This window comes from Microbacterium salsuginis, from assembly GCF_012524205.1.
GTDB classification, from domain to species: domain Bacteria; phylum Actinomycetota; class Actinomycetes; order Actinomycetales; family Microbacteriaceae; genus Microbacterium; species Microbacterium salsuginis.
Genome location: NZ_JABACI010000004.1, coordinates 879938 through 895141, shown reverse-complemented (window position 1 = coordinate 895141; position 15204 = coordinate 879938). Strand labels below are relative to the sequence as shown.

Annotated in this window: 16 protein-coding genes; 5 read left to right on the top strand and 11 right to left on the bottom strand. The window is 69.5% G+C overall.

Features of this window, described 5'->3' with window-relative positions:
* Window positions 1-33 precede the first annotated feature (33 nt).
* A complete protein-coding gene (locus HF576_RS15935) occupies window positions 34-762 on the top strand; it encodes an alpha/beta fold hydrolase (protein ID WP_168913751.1) in 729 nt (242 codons plus the stop codon).
* A gap of 18 nt (window positions 763-780) precedes the next feature.
* Here the strand turns inward: HF576_RS15935 and HF576_RS15930 are convergent, their stop codons facing one another.
* Together HF576_RS15930 and HF576_RS15925 are read right to left on the bottom strand one after the other, a co-directional pair.
* Window positions 781-1815 carry a Gfo/Idh/MocA family protein gene (locus HF576_RS15930; protein WP_168913750.1) on the bottom strand — a complete coding sequence of 345 codons (1035 nt, stop codon included), beginning with the start codon at window positions 1813-1815 and terminating at the stop codon, window positions 781-783.
* Window positions 1812-2861: a Gfo/Idh/MocA family protein gene (locus HF576_RS15925; RefSeq protein ID WP_343234312.1), complete on the bottom strand. Its 1050-nt coding sequence runs from the start codon at window positions 2859-2861 to the stop codon at window positions 1812-1814. Before HF576_RS15925 ends, HF576_RS15930 begins: the two co-directional genes overlap by 4 nt.
* Window positions 2862-3038: 177 nt before the next feature.
* Here HF576_RS15925 and HF576_RS15920 point away from each other — a divergent pair, with 177 nt between their 5' ends.
* Complete coding sequence (locus HF576_RS15920; RefSeq protein WP_168913748.1) at window positions 3039-3344, top strand: hypothetical protein; 306 nt, start codon at window positions 3039-3041, stop codon at window positions 3342-3344.
* Window positions 3345-3468: 124 nt separating this feature from the next.
* On the opposite strand, the gene HF576_RS15915 is transcribed toward HF576_RS15920, so the two are convergent.
* The 6 genes from HF576_RS15915 to glsA form a co-directional block, all read right to left on the bottom strand.
* Window positions 3469-4236, bottom strand: coding sequence for an ABC transporter permease (locus tag HF576_RS15915; RefSeq protein ID WP_168913747.1), 768 nt, complete (start codon window positions 4234-4236; stop codon window positions 3469-3471).
* Window positions 4233-5051 (bottom strand): ABC transporter ATP-binding protein, encoded by an 819-nt coding sequence (locus HF576_RS15910; protein ID WP_168913746.1) that lies wholly within the window; start codon window positions 5049-5051, stop codon window positions 4233-4235. Before HF576_RS15910 ends, HF576_RS15915 begins: the two co-directional genes overlap by 4 nt.
* On the bottom strand, window positions 5048-5419 hold the full coding sequence (locus HF576_RS15905) for a DUF1048 domain-containing protein (protein WP_168913745.1): 372 nt from the start codon (window positions 5417-5419) through the stop codon (window positions 5048-5050). Before HF576_RS15905 ends, HF576_RS15910 begins: the two co-directional genes overlap by 4 nt.
* A 1-nt stretch (window position 5420) precedes the next feature.
* Window positions 5421-5795 carry a PadR family transcriptional regulator gene (locus HF576_RS15900; RefSeq protein WP_168913744.1) on the bottom strand — a complete coding sequence of 125 codons (375 nt, stop codon included), beginning with the start codon at window positions 5793-5795 and terminating at the stop codon, window positions 5421-5423.
* Between the two features lie 146 nt (window positions 5796-5941).
* A complete protein-coding gene (locus tag HF576_RS15895) occupies window positions 5942-7582 on the bottom strand; it encodes an MFS transporter (RefSeq protein ID WP_240948925.1) in 1641 nt (546 codons plus the stop codon).
* Between the two features lie 58 nt (window positions 7583-7640).
* Window positions 7641-8639 (bottom strand): glutaminase A, encoded by a 999-nt coding sequence (gene glsA / locus HF576_RS15890; protein WP_168913743.1) that lies wholly within the window; start codon window positions 8637-8639, stop codon window positions 7641-7643.
* 70 nt (window positions 8640-8709) lie between these two features.
* Here glsA and HF576_RS15885 point away from each other — a divergent pair, with 70 nt between their 5' ends.
* The 3 genes from HF576_RS15885 to HF576_RS15875 are packed head-to-tail and all read left to right on the top strand — an operon-like array spanning window position 8710 to window position 11727.
* The gene (locus HF576_RS15885; protein ID WP_168913742.1) at window positions 8710-9888 is read left to right on the top strand and encodes a sensor histidine kinase; all 1179 of its coding nucleotides are present in this window, start codon (window positions 8710-8712) and stop codon (window positions 9886-9888) included.
* Window positions 9885-10559, top strand: coding sequence for a response regulator (locus HF576_RS15880; RefSeq protein WP_343234310.1), 675 nt, complete (start codon window positions 9885-9887; stop codon window positions 10557-10559). Before HF576_RS15885 ends, HF576_RS15880 begins: the two co-directional genes overlap by 4 nt.
* Window positions 10560-10617: 58 nt before the next feature.
* The gene (locus HF576_RS15875) at window positions 10618-11727 is read left to right on the top strand and encodes a hypothetical protein (protein WP_168913740.1); all 1110 of its coding nucleotides are present in this window, start codon (window positions 10618-10620) and stop codon (window positions 11725-11727) included.
* A 2-nt stretch (window positions 11728-11729) separates the two neighbouring features.
* On the opposite strand, the gene HF576_RS15870 is transcribed toward HF576_RS15875, so the two are convergent.
* The 3 genes from HF576_RS15870 to HF576_RS15860 are packed head-to-tail and all read right to left on the bottom strand — an operon-like array spanning window position 11730 to window position 15203.
* Window positions 11730-13379, bottom strand: a complete 1650-nt coding sequence (locus HF576_RS15870; RefSeq protein ID WP_168913739.1) for a glycoside hydrolase family 13 protein — start codon at window positions 13377-13379, stop codon at window positions 11730-11732.
* The gene (locus HF576_RS15865; RefSeq protein ID WP_168913738.1) at window positions 13376-14254 is read right to left on the bottom strand and encodes a carbohydrate ABC transporter permease; all 879 of its coding nucleotides are present in this window, start codon (window positions 14252-14254) and stop codon (window positions 13376-13378) included. The genes HF576_RS15870 and HF576_RS15865 overlap by 4 nt, the downstream gene beginning before the upstream one ends.
* Window positions 14244-15203, bottom strand: a complete 960-nt coding sequence (locus HF576_RS15860) for a carbohydrate ABC transporter permease (protein WP_168913737.1) — start codon at window positions 15201-15203, stop codon at window positions 14244-14246. Before HF576_RS15860 ends, HF576_RS15865 begins: the two co-directional genes overlap by 11 nt.
* Window position 15204 lies beyond the last annotated feature (1 nt).

Genomic DNA, 15204 nt, shown 5'->3' with positions numbered 1-15204 from the left:
GCGCAATCGCGGCGTCGAGCGCATGGAGGTGGGATGGACGTCATTCTCGTTCCGGGACTGTGGATGGGCGCGTCGGCATGGCACGACGTGGCGACGGCGTTGACGGCGGCCGGGCATACACCGCACGCCCTCACGCTCCGCGGTCTCGACTCGCGCACCGCGGATCGCAGCGGAACGATGCTCGCCGACCACGTCGCCGAGATCGTGGCCGCGATCGATCGCTGCACCGGCAAGGTCATGCTGGTCGGTCAGGCGCAGGCCTGCGGGCTCGTGCACGCGGCTCTGAATCGCCGGGTGGACCGCGTGGCCGCCGCGGTCTACGTGGGCGGGCTCCCCAGCGCCCACGGAGCGCACGTCCTCAGCGGCTTCACGCTGGACGCGCGCGGCACCACGACGAACACGGCCGGCTACCGCGCGGTCGACGCGAGCCTGTCGGGATGGCACGACCGCATCCGCGAAGACGCCGACCACGTGCTGGATCAGGTGCAGAAGCTCACCGACGAGCGCCGCCTCGCCGTTCCCGTCACGATCGTCGCGACCGAGTTCACCGCCGACGACGTGCGGCGGTGGACGGCCGCGAACATCGACCCGGCGCGAGAGCTCAAGCTCCTGCACGACGTCACGCTGGTCGACATGCCCGCGGGCCGCTGGCCGCAGATCGAGCGTCCGGATGATCTGGCACGCATCATCGTCCAGGCGGCGTCGGTTCCGGATGCCGCGGCACCGAGCGCGCACGCCGCTCCGCTGGTGCCGGGCAGCTGAGCGCCCGCGCGGCCGGGCTCAGACCGCCGCGGGATTCTCGACGGCGCGCACGGCGGCGATCGAGCCGGTCGTCGCCGATTCGTAGGCCGCCAGGATCACCCCGAGCACGTCGATGCCCTCGACGTGCGTCTGGATCGGCCGGCGACCCTCGAGAATGCACTCGGCGAAGTGCGCCACCTCTGCGGCGAACTCGTGCACCGGCTCGAACGTCGTCGTCACGGGCTCCTCGCCGCGCACGCGCGAGATCAGCGTGGTGCCGTCAGAGCTGAGCGATCCCTTCTCTCCGACGAGCGAGAACTTCTCGGTGCCCACGGCCGGCTCGTAGGCCCAGCTCGTGGTCACGTGGCCGACCACCCCGTTGTCGTAGCGCACCAGCACCTGCGCCGAGTCCTCGCCCTCCATGAACTCCAGCCTGTGGCGCGAGAGCATCGCGGCGACCTCGACCGGCGTGCCGCCGGCGAAGTGCTGCAGCAGGTACAGCGGGTGGTATCCGGTGTCGATCAGCTCGCCGCCGCCCGCGGTGGCCGCCTGCGCGCGCCACCCCATGCTCTCGACGGTGAAGTCGTTGTAGAAGCTGTCGGTCGTCCGCACTTCGAAGACGCGTCCGAGAGCACCGCTCTCGACGAGCTCCTTGGCGGCGGCGACCGCCGGCTGGAAGAGCTGGTTGTGCGCGCACATCACCGTCACACCGTTGCGCTCCACCGCGGCGGTGATGGCAGCCGCCTCGTCGAGGCTCAGGCACAGGGGCTTCTCGCACAGGACGTGCAGGCCGGCATCCGCGGCCGCGATCACGGCGTCGGCGTGCAGGTGATGGGGCAGGCAGATGTCGACGGCGTCGAGCCCGCCCGCTGCGATCATGTCGCGGTAGTCGGCGTAGATCCGCACGCCCTCGTCGTCGCCGCGCCGCTTCTCGGCGTTCGCGCGCACCGGGTCGGCGATCGCGGCGAACTCGACGGTGTCGGGGTTGCGGCGATAGCCGGCGACGTGCGCGCCGGCGATGTCACCTGCGCCGATGAGTCCGATCCGCACCTTGCGGGTTTCGCTGACCGTCATGACCGTCCTTCTGTGTCGGTGTCGGTGTCTGTGTCTGTGTCTGTGTCTATGTCTATGTCTATGTCGACCGCCGCGCCCGTCGCGGCGGCGGTGTTGGCGGCGATGACGAACCGCGTCAGTTCGATCGCCGCCCGGACGTTGTCGGCGGTGTCCGCGCCGCCCCGGATCGCGTCGACCCACAGGTCGAAGGGTGCCGTGGCGGCCTCGGGGAGCGGCACCGGCGTCCAGTCGTCGCCGAGCTCGCCGCCCTTGCCGATCAGCTCCTCCCGGCCGAAGCCGTACAGCAGCGAGCCGCGGGTGCCGCGCACCTCGAACGCGAACGCTCCCGGAGTCGTGACGAAGCTGGCCTCCGCGACGCCGAGCGCACCGTCGGTGTAGCGGGCGACGACCACCGCGTTGTCTTCGACGGCGCGCCCGGTGACGCTGCCGTAGGCGGCCGTCACCTGCGCGGGTCGCGCGCCAAGGAACCGCTGCACGAGGTAGGCGGGGTGGCAGCCGAGGTCGGCGAACGCCCCTCCGACGGCGGCGACCGGGTCGGCGAAGCGCTCGGGCAGCCATCCGCCCAGCCAGCCGTCGTGCGCCATGCGCACCCGGGCGTACGTGATCTCTCCCAGGACTCCGGAGTCCACGAGACCGGATGCCGCGACGATCTCGCGCTCCGACAGCCGGGGCAGAGACACCACGAGGGCGACTCCGGCGTCGCGGGCGGCTGCGGCCAGCGCCTCGGAATCGGCGACCGTCGGCGCCAGCAGCTTCTCGGTGAAGACGTGCTTGCCTGCCCGGATCGCGCGGGAGATGACGTCGGTGTGGTCGGCGGTGGCCGTCGTCACGGTGATCGCGTCGACATCCGGCCGCGCAAGCAGCTCGTCCAGCGAAGCCGCACGCTCGATGCCGAGACCGGCGACGCCGTCGGCGGCCAGGGAGTCATCGGAATCCCAGCCCGCCACCACCCTCGTCGCCGGATGCTCCGTCGCGTTGCGCGCGTAATCCGGCGCGTGGACATGCCAGAAGCCGGCGATTCCCACGCCGATGACGTCGTCTGTCACGCTTGCACTCCTCTGTGTGTGGCGTTGGTCCGGCCGACGTGTGGCAACGTTACCAGATGCTTCGCACCCACCGCGGCGCATGCCTCCGATCGGACGTCGTAGACTTCATCCACATTCGGTGGACCATGCCGGCGACTTACGATCTCGCCCACGTCTTCACCGCCTCGAGGATGACCGGTGCAGCGCTGGTCTGCACTGGCGGGAGAGATCATGAGCGAAGAGTGGCATCGTAAGCACCTCGGTGACGACGTTCCGGAGCAGGCTCCGGGCGAGGACACGGTGCTGGGCGCCGCCGGCGACGAGGTCCCTCCCGGGGGAGTCATCGCGGGCTCGTTCGATCAGGAGTTCCCCGGCGCCGACCCATATGCGGGCATTCCCGCCGATGAAGTCGGCCTCCCGCCGCTCAGTGACGCCGAGCAGGAGTCCGTGGCGCGCGAGGCGGACCGGCTCGCAGACGATCCGGAAGCGCGCGGCAACCTCTGAGAACGCCCCGGCGCAGGGCTGTGCGTCGACGTCTGCGCAACGCCCGCGCCGGCACGCGCGGAAGCCCCGCGATCCCTGAATCCAGGGACCGCGGGGCTTTCGACCGTGCCGCGAAGGGTCACGCTCAACTGATCTTCTTGCGGTAGATCGCCATCGCGCCGATGTAGGCCACGATCAGGATGCCGACGCACCAGGCCAGTGCGACCCAGATGTCGTTGCCGACCGGCTCCCCCGCGAAGATGCTGCGGAGCGAGTTGACGATCGACGTGACCGGCTGGTTCTCGGCGAACCAGGCCACCGGTGCCGGCATCGTGTCAGTGGGCACGAAGGCCGAGCTGATGAACGGCAGGAAGATGAGCGGGTACGAGAACGCGCTCGCGCCGTCCACCGTCTTGGCCGACAGCCCCGCGATCACGGCGATCCACGTCAGCGCAAGCGTGAACAGGATCAGGATGCCGGCGACCGCGAGCCAGTCCAGCACACTTGCACCGGTGCGGAATCCCATGAGCAGCCCGACGCCGACCACGATCACGAGCGAGATGACGTTCGCGACGAGCGAGGTGAGCACGTGCGCCCACAGCACGGAGGACCGTGCGATCGGCATGGACTGGAACCGCTCGAAGATCCCGCCCTGCATGTCGAGGAACAGGCGGTACGCGGTGTAGGCGATCCCCGATGCGATCGTGATCAGCAGGATGCCGGGCAGCATGTAGTCGATGTACGACCCCTGGCCGGTGTCGATCGCCCCGCCGAAGACGTAGGTGAACAGCAGCATCAGGGCGACCGGGGTCACCGCGGTGGTGATGATCGTGTCGGGGCTGCGCAGGATGTGCGTCAGCGAGCGACCGGTCAGGACGGCGGTGTCTCCGGCGAAATGGGTGGTGGCGCTCATGATCGCTCCTTACTCGTGTCGGTGGTGGCCGGCGCCGAGACGGTGGCGCCGGATCCGGTGGTGCGGTTGCCGACGACCGCGAAGAAGATCTCCTCGAGGCTCGGCTGCTTCTCGACGTACTCGACCTGGGCCGGCGGCAGCAGCTGCTTGAGCTCTGCCAGCGTGCCGTTGACGATGATGCGGCCCTCGTGGAGGATCGCGATCCGGTCGGCGAGCTGCTCGGCCTCGTCGAGGTACTGCGTGGTCAGCAGCACCGTGGTGCCGCCCCGCGCGAGCTCCTTGACCGCGCCCCACACCTCGAGGCGCGCCTCGGGGTCCAGGCCCGTGGTCGGCTCGTCGAGGAAGATCACCGGCGGGTTGCCGATGAGGCTCATCGCGATGTCGAGCCGGCGGCGCATGCCGCCGGAGTATGTCCCGGCCCTGCGGCCGCCGGCATCGGTGAGCGAGAAGCGGGCGAGCAGGTCGTCGGCCACTCCGCCGGGGTTCTTGAGGTGGCGCAGCTTCGCGACGAGCACGAGGTTCTCGCGTCCGGTGAGCACCTCGTCGACGGCGGCGAACTGGCCGGTCAGGCTGATCGACTCCCGCACGTCGGCGGGCTGCCCGGCGACGTCGAAGCCGTGGACGACCGCGGTTCCGGCATCCGCCTTCAACAGCGTCGCCAGAATCCGGATGACCGTGGTCTTGCCGGCGCCGTTCGAGCCCAGCAGGGCGAAGATGCTGCCCCGCGCGACGTCGAAGTCGACGCCACGCAGCACGTGCAGGTCCTTGTACGACTTCTCCAGGCCCTTCACCTGGATGGCTGCAGCGGTGGTCATTTCTGCTCTCCCTTCTCTGCGTCGGAGACGGCCTTGTTCAGGCGAGCGCGCTCCTTGTCGATCCACTGGGTGCCGCTGTAGGCGGCGGCGAACGTCTCGGCGAACTCGACGGGGTTCTCGCCGACGATGTCGCGCACCGGCGTGCCGTCGGCGGCCGCGCGCTCCCACAGGTCGGCGAAGTCGCCGAACATCGTCATCATGGTGTCGCCGTCGGTGAATCCGCCTCCCGCGTACATGAGGTAGCGGTCGGTCGCCTTGGCGACGGTGAGGTACGGCTCAGGCAGCGCGTTGATGCGGGCCTTGTACTGCTTGTACTGCTTCTTCTGCTCGAGCGATCCGGTGAGGGTCTCGATCCACTTCGCGGCCATGTCAGTTCTCTTCCTTCTCGGTCTGGCGGTGGTTGTCTTCTGCCTGGTTGTTGTTGTTCTTGTGGAGCTGTTCGATCCGCTCGGAGAGGAAGCTCCACGTTCCCCAGAACTCTTCGAGCTGCTCGCGCCCGCTCGCGTTGAGCGAGTACACCTTGCGGGGCGGTCCCTTCTCGGACGGGACCTTCTCCACGTCCACGAACCCCCGCTGCTCGATGCGCACCAGGAGGGCGTAGACGGTGCCCTCGACGATGTCCGAGAAGCCCTGGTCGCGCAGACGCGCTGTGATCTCGTAGCCGTACGCCGGGCGTTCGGCCAGGATCGCAAGCACGATGCCCTCGAGAGTGCCCTTCAGCATCTCCGTCATCTGATTGCCCATCGCAGTCACCTCCGATCTACTCTGTGTTGCTGACTACCACTAAACGGTAACACTAGGTACTGGTACTTGGCAACACCGAGTACCAAGTTTTTTCCGGGCATGGAGAAGGGGACGGATGCCGCGGCATCCGTCCCCTTCTGGCCCTGTCAGTCCGTGGCGCCGGTGGCGACGGACTCCGGGATCTCTCCCGGCCGGAAATTCGGCAGTCTGCTCGCCGGCACGATCGCCAGGGCGCTGACGCCCGCGAGGATCAGCAGCCCCAGCTTGAGCGCACTCAACCGCGCCTCCTCGTTGAGGGCCACGGCGGCATCGACCTGCGCCGGCGTGGCGTCGGTCTGCTCGAGCGCCTCGTGCAGGCGCTCGTTGCTGATGAAGTTCACGCGGTCGAGGTCGACCTGCGACGCCAGCTCCGGCGGGATCTCGGGATGCTCGGCCAGCGACGAGATCACGTTGACGCTGAGCATCCCCACCAGCAGCGCACCGGCGACGGCGGTGCCGACGGCCGACGCGAGGTTCTGCGTCGTGCCTCGCACCGAGCCGACATCGCCGGCGAGCTCCTTCGGCGATGCGGTGACGAGCACGTTGAACACCAGGGTCACCAGGGCACCCTGCCCGACGCCGAAGACGAACAGCCCCAGGATCGTGGGCAGCGTCTCCCAGTTGTTCGTCACGACGAACGCCAGCCACACCAGCGCCACCGTGGTCAAGCCGAACGAGAACATCCCGATCGTGCGGGGCGAGAAGCGCCGGTAGAACCGCACCACCAGCATCGCGGTGAAGAAGACCGTGAGGTTGAACGGCAGCATCGCGAGGGAGGTGTCGAACGGCGTGCGGCCCTGCACGATCTGGATGTACAGCGGGATGGTGAAGTTCAGGGCGGCTTCGAGCGCCACGACGATGAACATCGCGTACACCGCTGCCCGTTCGCGGCTGGAGCCGAAGACCGACAGGCTCACCAGGGGCACCTTGCCCGCCTTGGTGCGACGCCGCGTCCACAGGAAGAAGAGCTGGACCAGCACGAGTCCGATGAGGATCAGCAACGGCGCCGGCGAGAGCCCGAGGATGTCGAACGGGGCATCGGGGCGCGCGGCGAGCAAGCCCCAGCTGTTGAGGTTGTTGACGCCGAGTGTGAGCGCGACGATGCCGAGACCGATGAGGAGCGCCGCGACCAGATCGATCTTGATGCCGGGATTGCCCGGCGCGCCGCGCAGCCGGAAGCTGAGCACGAACACCGCGATCGCGATCACCAGCACGACGACGAAGACCTGACGCCACCCGACCAGGGTTGCGAGGGTGCCGCCGATGAGGAACGCGCTGACGCCGGCCAGCGCCCGCGCCGAACCGAGAGACCCGATCGCCGTCTCCTGCTGGCGGCCGTGATAGTTCTCGGCGATGAGAGCGACCAGCGACGGCACGATGATCGCCGCGGACGCCCCCGCCACCGCCTGGGCGGCGATCACCCATCCCACCGAGGGGCCGAACACCATCATGATCGCCGAGCCGGCGAAGAGGCCGACGACGATGCGGAACATGAGCACCCAGCCCACCCGCTGTCCGATCTTCGCACCGACCATGACCAGCGCGGCCACGACGAGACCGTAGGTGACGATGGCCGTGCTCACATCGGTCGGTGGCACGCGGAACGTCTCGACCATGCCGCCGAGCGACACGGGCAGCGCCGAGACGTTGTAGGACATCAGGATCTGGGCGAGGAACAGCCCGATCATCGGGATCCAGGACGCGCGCGCCTCCTGGACGGGGGCCTGGTCGGCCGTCGTGGTCGTCATGCGAGGTCTCCTCTTAGTGGGGGTCGGAGGTGAGGACTCAGTGGTCGGAGGCGAGGACTCAGTGGGGTTCGGAGGCGAAGATGTTCAGGCCCAGTGCGCGGGACAGATAAGCGGTGCCGATCTGGCCGCGCACGCTGTTGCCGGCGCTGTCGAGGCGCGGCGCGTACGCGCCGATGCCCGCCTTTCCCGGCGCGACCGTGACAAGGCCCCCGGCGACGCCGGACTTGCCGGGCAGCCCGATCTCGAACAGCCACTCGCCGGAGCGCTCGTACAGACCACTCGCGGCCAGTACCGCGAGGGTGTCGCGGCAGACGTCGGCTGAGACGACACGTTCGCCCGTGACGGGGTTGACGCCGCCGTCGGCCAGAGTGGCGCCCATGACGGCGAGGTCGTGGGCGTCCACGAGGAGAGAGCACTGCCGCGTGTAGACGTCGACGGCCTCGGCGGGGTCGGAGCGGATCCTGCCGTAGCTTTCGAGCAGCTGCGCGATGGCCCGGTTGCGCTGGTTGGTGAGTGATTCCGACCGGTAGACGTCGTCGTCGACCTCGAGCCCGCGCCCGGCGAAGCGCGAGAGTCCGTTGCGCACGGCCTCCCACTTCTCTTCGGCGGTTGCACTCGGCATGAGCGCGGTCGTCGCGATCGCACCCGCGTTGACCATGGGATTGCCCGGATGCCCCTCGTTCAGCTCGATCGCGACGACGGAGTTGAAGGCCGCGCCGGTGTTGTTCACGCCGACGACGTCGAACACCTCCTCGTGACCGAGGGCGTCGCACAGCAGCGCGTACACGAACGCCTTCGAGATGGACTGGATGGAGAAGCGCGCCCCGGTGTCGCCGACCTCGTGGACTCCCCCGTCGACGTCGACGACGCACAGCCCGAACAGCTCGGGATCGACCTGAGCCAGGATCGGGATGTAGTCCGCGACGGTGCCCTCGGCATGACGCAGGCCGCGCGCGTGCGCCGCCGCGACCAGCTCGTCGATGTCGCGGCCGGGCGGCACAGCGCCGGTCCGGGCCACCTGACCGACATCCCCGACATCGAGCTCGCTCTGCCGCATGGGCTCAGAGTATTGCGATTCACCCTCGTGGGGGAGGTGCCTCCGGCGCAGCGCGCGCAAGACTGGCCTCATGAGCAGCTCTGGGTCGGAGCGGCGCGCCGGCGCGCCCGCGCGAGGCTGGGTGGCACCCGTCGTGGCGGCGACGCTGCTGTGCGCGCTGGCCCTGCCGCTGACGATCGCCCTCCTGGTGCAGGTGGTGGCCCCCGAGCACGGCACGGCCATCGCCCTGCGGGTCGGGCTGCTGGCGGGGGTGCTCCATATCGCGGGCTTCCTGTGCGTGCGCTTCCCGCGCACCGCTTTCGCGATCGGCGCGCTGGTCATGCTGGCGCTGGCGGCCACCGGCGTCGCGGGCATGTCGAGCGCCGCGCTCGTGCCGTCCGCAGCCGTGTTCGTGCTGCTGGAATGGCAGGTCGCCTCGACACAGGACAGGACGACCGCTGCTGCCGCCCTCGTCGTCGGCATCGCGGGGGCCGGCATCATCGCCGCCGTCGACGCGATGACAAACGCGGCATCGCAGCCGCTCGGCATCGTGTTCGAAGGCGTCGCGCTCGCCGCCGTCGTGGCGGCCGGATGGCTGCTCGGACGCGACGCCCGACGCCGGCGTGCGGCCGCGGCCACATGGGCCCGGCAACAGGTGGACGACGCCCTCGCGGCGGAACGGACCCGGATCGGCCGGGACCTGCACGACGTCGTGTCGCATGGCCTCGCCGTCATGATCGCGCAGGTCGAGGCGGCCAGGGTGCTGCCGCCCGGCCCGCCGCAGACGGCGGCTCTCGAGCGGGTGGCCGAGACCGGGCGATCGGCGATGCAGGGGCTGCGGGGAATGCTGCGGCTGCTGGACTCGCCCGACGAGATCGAGCCGGTGGCGGGCCTGCCGGGCATCGCCGCGCTCGCCGAGGGTGCCGCATCCCCCGCACACCGCATCTCATTCCGCGAGACGGGTCGCGCCGGCACCCTCGCGCCGGATGCCGAGGTCGCGCTCTTCCGCGCCGCCCAGGAGGCGCTGACGAACGTGGTGCGACACGTCGAGCCGCCGCTTGCCGCATCCGTCGCGCTGGACTGGCGGGACGACGAGGTCGTGCTGTCGGTGACCGATGACGGAGGCACCGGCCCGCGCGATGCGGGCGGAGCGGGGAGAGGACTCGTCGGCATGGCCGAGCGCGTGCGTCTCGCCGGCGGCACCCTGGAGATCGAGAGGGGGCAGGGATGGAGCATCCGGATCACGATGCCGCTGACAGACGAGACGTGAGCCGTCCGATCCGGGTCCTGCTCGCCGACGACCAGGAGCTCCTGCGTGACGCCCTGGCCACCGTGCTCGGCGCCGAGCACGACATCGAGGTCGTCGCGACCGCGGCCGACGGCGCGGCGGCCGTCGCCGGCGTGCGCGCACATCAGGTCGATGTGGTGCTGATGGACATCCGGATGCCGGGAATGGACGGCATCCGCGCCACCGCCGAGGTGCTGCGCGCGAGCCCGCGCACCCGGGTGCTGGTGCTGACGACGTTCGACATCGACGAGTACGTCTTCGCCGCGGTGCAGGCCGGCGCGAGCGGGTTCCTCACCAAGGACGCGCGGCCCGCCGCGCTCGCCGAAGCGATCCGCAGCGTCGCGGCCGGCGATGCGGCCGTCTCGCCGCGGGCCACCGCGACGCTGCTGGGCCACGTGCGGCAGCGGGCGAGCGCAGCTTCGGGAAGGGCGGCACTGGATGCCCTCAGCCCGCGCGAGCGCGACGTCATGCGCCAGCTCGCACGCGGCGCCTCCAACGCCGAGATCGGCCGCGACCTGTACCTCACCGAGAACACCGTCAAGACCCACGTCAAGGCCATCCTCGCGAAGCTGGGGCTGGCCGATCGCATCCAGGTGGTCATCTGGGCTTACGAGCACGGCATCGTCGAGCCCGGATCTCACCCGACCGGGTGACCCTCATCCCCTCACCCGGGTGAGGCATGCGCGGGTCGATGCGAGAGACGCTCGATCCATGACCGCCACCACCTATACCGCTCCGCCGCCGCGCACCGCTCGCGGCATCCGCCCGCTCGCGTGGACGGGATCCGTCATCGCGACCGTCGTGCTCGCCGCCGCCCTGGTGTGGCTCGTCGCTCCGCAGGCCGGTCCGTACGACGCGGGCGGCACCCTGCTCGCCACCTGGTTCGGAGACGTCACCGCGGCGTTCGTCGCGGCCGGAATCCAGGCGACCGCCGCCGCGATCGCCCTGGCCACCGGCATCCTGCTCCTGAGCGGCCGCGCGCGAGACGGCCTGGTCGCACCGGTCGTCGTTCTCATCGCGGTCGGCGTCACCGCGATCGTCCTGCTCGGCTTCGACGGGATCGTCATCGCCGGCTACACGCTGGCGTTCTTCGTGCCCATCGGAGTCGTGGCGCTCGTGCCGCTGCTGGCTCGACGCCGGCCGGTCCTCGCCGTGCTGCTGGCGGCCGCCATCGCCGGGGTGGCCGCGCTGGGTGCGCTCGGCGTGTTCCCCGTGCTGTCGTTCTACGCGCGCTACGTCGAAGCGGTGGCCGCCGACCCGGCGCGGTTCGCGAGCTCGCTCGTGCTCACCGCGTTCGTCGGCGTATGGACCCTGTGGGCGCTCAGCCTGATCACGCGGCGCGCGGCGCGCGCCGGCGCGTTCGTCCAGCGGCACCGCGTCGCGTTCACGGTGGCAGGCGCCGCCATGGCCGTGCCCTATGTCGTCGCGCGCGCGTCGTGGCTGACGCCGTGGCCGCTCTTCGGCGGCAGCCGCGACGCCTTCACGGCGAACCCCGACATCCAGGTCGTCGGTCTCATGCTCGGAGCGGCGATGCTCACCGGTGCCGTCCTGACACTGGGACTCGTGCTGCCGTGGGGCGAGCGCGTACCGCGATGGGTGCCCCGTGTCGGCGGCCGGCCGGTGCCGGTGGCGCTGGCGGCCGTCCCGGCCGCGACGGTCGCCGCGCTCTTCACGGCGGGCGGCGTGCAGTCGCTGAGCCTCGCGCTGACCGGCGCCGTGCCGGTCGGAACGGCGCTGATGCTGCCGTTCTGGGCGTGGGGCCCGCTGCTCGGCCTCGCGACGTGGGGTTACGTGCGGCACCGCGCGGCGGCATCCGTCTGAGGTCACCGCACCTGAGCGGCAGTCCTCTTGAGATAGGCCCACACCGTGGTGTCGGTGGCGACCGTCCCTGGCGCGGAGGTATCGCTCGCGAGAAAGAGGTTCACGTCGTCTGGCAGCGACAGCGGGGATGCGCCGAAGTTCGTGAGGGACACGACACCGCCCCGCCGGAACGCGATGACCTCCGGCCCGAAATCGAGCCATTCGAAGTCGTCACCACGAAGATCCGGCATGTCGCGTCTGGCCTGCAGCGCCGCCCGGTAGAGCGAGAGCGTCGAGGCGACATTCCACTCCTGCGCCTCCACCGCGTAGCCCGCCCAATCCTCGGGCTGCGTCAGCCAGGTCGCGGTTCCTGGGGCGGGAGAGAAGCCGAACGGGCGCTCCCGCCCCTTCCACGGCAACGGGACCCGGCATCCATCGCGTCCAGGGCTCTCGCCCCCGGTACGGAAGTACATCGGGTCCTGCAGCTCGGCGCGGTCGAGATCCTCGACTTCGGGAAGGCCGAGCTCGTCGCCCTGATAGATGTAGAGCGAACCGGGCAGCGCCGCGATGAGGAGAGCAGCCGCATGGGCTCGACGCCGACCGAGCTCGAGGTCCGTCGACACGCCCCAGCGCTTGGACTCGAAGGCGAAAGACGTGTCGTCCCGGCCGAAGCGCGTGACCGGCCTCGTGACATCGTGGTTGGAGAGGACCCACGTGCACGGCGCTCTCGAAGCCGCGTGAAGGTCGAGCATCCGGCGGATCGAGTCGCGGTATTCGCCCGCCTCCCAGGCGCGCGTCATCAGGTCGAAATTGAACGCCGTATGCAACTCGTCCGGGGCGAGGTAGCGGGCGAAGCGGTCGCCGTCGGGGATCCACACTTCGCCGATCAGCACACGGGGTTCGTCATACGAGTCGGCGATGGCCCGCCAGCGACGATAGATCGGATGAACCTCGTCCCGATCGAGATTGGGGTGCCGTCCCGGCTCATGCGTGCCGTCATCCTCGGGCAGAGCGGGATCCTTCATGATGTGCGCGGCCGAGTCGATGCGGATGCCCGCGACTCCTCGATCGAACCAGAATCGCAACAGCTCCTCGTGTTCACGCACGACATCGGGATGGTTCCAGTTGAGGTCGGGCTGCTCGTGCGAGAACAGGTGCAGGTACCACTCCCCCGGAGACCCGTCGGGATCCGTCGTGCGCGTCCACGTCCCGCCGCCGAAGTTGTTCTTCCAGTTCGTCGGCGGCAGCTCACCGTTCTCGCCTCGGCCGGGGTGGAACCAGAATCGGCCACGCGCGTCGGATCCGGCCGGCGAGGCGAGGGCCTCGACGAACCACGGATGCCGCTCCGAGACGTGATTCGGCACGAGATCCACGATGGTGCGGATGCCGAGATCCCGCGCCTCCCGGATCAGCGATTCGGCCTCCTCCAGCGTGCCGAACGCCGGGTCGATCGCCCGGTAGTCCTCCACGTCGTAGCCTCCGTCGGCGAGGGGTGACCGGTACCAGGGCGTGAACCAGAGCGCGTCGACGCCCAGCGAGACGAGGTACGGCAGAGACGCCCGCACGCCGGCGAGGTCTCCCACGCCGTCGCCGTTCCCATCCCGGAAGCTCCGCACGTAGACCTCGTAGACGACGGCGGAACGCCACCACGCCTTCTCGTTCCGTGAGGTCATCCCTTGAGCCCCGAGTGCGCCAGGCCTTCGACGAACTGCCGCTGCGCGATGAGGAACACGATCAGCATCGGCACCACTGTCATCGTCGCGGCCGCGAGCTGGGTGTTCCACATCTCGCCGCCGTAGGCGTCGGTGTAGCGGGTCAGCGCCTGCGGAAGGGTGAAGAGCTCGGGAGAGGTCAGGTACACCGTCGGCTCCAGGTAGAGATTCCACGAGGCCAGGAACGTCAGGATGGCGACCGCGGACAAGGCCGGCTTCGCCAGTGGCATGCAGATGCGCCACCAGATCCCGACGCGGCTGAGGCCGTCCAGGCGCGCAGCCTCTTCGAGCTCGACGGGAAGGGCGATGAAGAACTGCCGCATGATGAAGGTGGCCAGCACGCATGGTGCCGCCAGCGCCGTGACGAGGATCAGCGGCCAGTGCGTGTTGACGAGGCCCGCCTGCTTGAACATCTGGAACAGCGGCACGATCGTCACCTCGCTCGGGACGAGGAGCCCGACCAGGACGACGAGGAAGATCACGTTGCGACCGGGAAATCGAACCCTCGCGAACGCGTATCCCGCCAGGCTCGAGACGAGCATCGTCACGAGCGTCACGACGACCGCGATGTACACGCTGTTGGCATATTGGCGGGCGAACGGCTGGAACGTGAACGCCTCGACGTACGCCGCCCACGTGGGCGAGGCGGTGAAGATGGTCGGCGGCGACTGGAAGATCTCGCTGAGCGGCTTGAAGGACGACGCGATCATCCAGACCGTGGGCACGACGAACGGGATCGCGAGCACCGCCAGGGCGAGGACGAGGACGATGCGGCGCCCGAGATGCCGAGGCGCTCGCCGCGGGACCGGAGCCACCGTGAGGATCTCAGTCTTCATAGAACACCCACTTCCGGCGGAGCTGCCATTGCAGGATCGTCAGGAGCATCACGAACGAAAGCAGCATGAGCGCCAGGGTCGAGCCGTACCCGATGTCGTTGAACTCGAAGGCCTGCTGGAACACGTAGAAGACGAGCACGGTCGTCGACAGGCCCGGCCCACCACCGGTGAGGACGGCGATCTGAGCGAACGCCTGAAGCGCGCCGACGATCGTGATGATCGCGGTGAGGAGGAGCGTGGGCGAGATGAGAGGCAATGTGATGCGGAAGAAGACCGCGGCGTTCCCGGCGCCGTCGATGCGCGCGGCCTCGTAGAGCTCACCGGGAACACCCTGAAGGGCCGAGAGGAACAGCACCATATTGATGCCGACGCTGCGGATCACCTGCGTGAAGATCACGGCGACCATTGCGGTCTCACCGTGCTGGAGCCAGTTCGGGCCCTCGATGCCGAAGACGGCGAGCGCGCCGTTGATGCCGCCGTTGTCCTGCAGCAGGAAGCCCCATACGAGAGTCCACGCGACGACCGAGACCACGACCGGCGAGAAGAACAGCGTGCGGAAGAGCGTCACGCCGCGGAATCGCCGGTTGAGCATCACCGCCAGCGCGAGTCCGAGCACGATGTTCAGGACGACCACGCCGCCTGAGAAGACCGCCGTCGCGGCCAGCACGGCGGGCAGCTGCGGATCGTCGAGCAGCGCGGCATAGTTGTCCGGGCCGACGAACGCGAGGTCGCCCGTGAAGATGTTCCAGTCGTTGAGGCTGTACCAGATGGCCAGGGCGACCGGCACGAGCACGAACAGTGCCACCCCGATCAGCTGAGGGCTGACGAAGAGGTAGCCGGTCAGCGCGTCCCGCCGACGCGTCGACCAGAATCGCCGTCGAGCGCGCGCCGGGGCCACCCGGGAGGCGCCCGAAGGCGCCTCCCGGGTGAGGGTGATCGAGCCCGTCATC

What these genes read in the sequence shown, in the direction of transcription:
- HF576_RS15935 (WP_168913751.1), top strand. Translation starts at nt 34, where the DNA reads ATGGACGTCATTCTCGTTCCGGGACTGTGGATGGGCGCGTCGGCATGG.
- HF576_RS15930 (WP_168913750.1), bottom strand. Translation starts at nt 1,815, where the DNA reads ATGACGGTCAGCGAAACCCGCAAGGTGCGGATCGGACTCATCGGCGCA.
- HF576_RS15915 (WP_168913747.1), bottom strand. Translation starts at nt 4,236, where the DNA reads ATGAGCGCCACCACCCATTTCGCCGGAGACACCGCCGTCCTGACCGGT.
- HF576_RS15910 (WP_168913746.1), bottom strand. Translation starts at nt 5,051, where the DNA reads ATGACCACCGCTGCAGCCATCCAGGTGAAGGGCCTGGAGAAGTCGTAC.
- HF576_RS15905 (WP_168913745.1), bottom strand. Translation starts at nt 5,419, where the DNA reads ATGGCCGCGAAGTGGATCGAGACCCTCACCGGATCGCTCGAGCAGAAG.
- HF576_RS15900 (WP_168913744.1), bottom strand. Translation starts at nt 5,795, where the DNA reads ATGGGCAATCAGATGACGGAGATGCTGAAGGGCACTCTCGAGGGCATC.
- HF576_RS15895 (WP_240948925.1), bottom strand. Translation starts at nt 7,582, where the DNA reads ATGACGACCACGACGGCCGACCAGGCCCCCGTCCAGGAGGCGCGCGCG.
- glsA (WP_168913743.1), bottom strand. Translation starts at nt 8,639, where the DNA reads ATGCGGCAGAGCGAGCTCGATGTCGGGGATGTCGGTCAGGTGGCCCGG.
- HF576_RS15885 (WP_168913742.1), top strand. Translation starts at nt 8,710, where the DNA reads ATGAGCAGCTCTGGGTCGGAGCGGCGCGCCGGCGCGCCCGCGCGAGGC.
- HF576_RS15875 (WP_168913740.1), top strand. Translation starts at nt 10,618, where the DNA reads ATGACCGCCACCACCTATACCGCTCCGCCGCCGCGCACCGCTCGCGGC.
- HF576_RS15870 (WP_168913739.1), bottom strand. Translation starts at nt 13,379, where the DNA reads ATGACCTCACGGAACGAGAAGGCGTGGTGGCGTTCCGCCGTCGTCTAC.
- HF576_RS15865 (WP_168913738.1), bottom strand. Translation starts at nt 14,254, where the DNA reads ATGAAGACTGAGATCCTCACGGTGGCTCCGGTCCCGCGGCGAGCGCCT.
- HF576_RS15860 (WP_168913737.1), bottom strand. Translation starts at nt 15,203, where the DNA reads ATGACGGGCTCGATCACCCTCACCCGGGAGGCGCCTTCGGGCGCCTCC.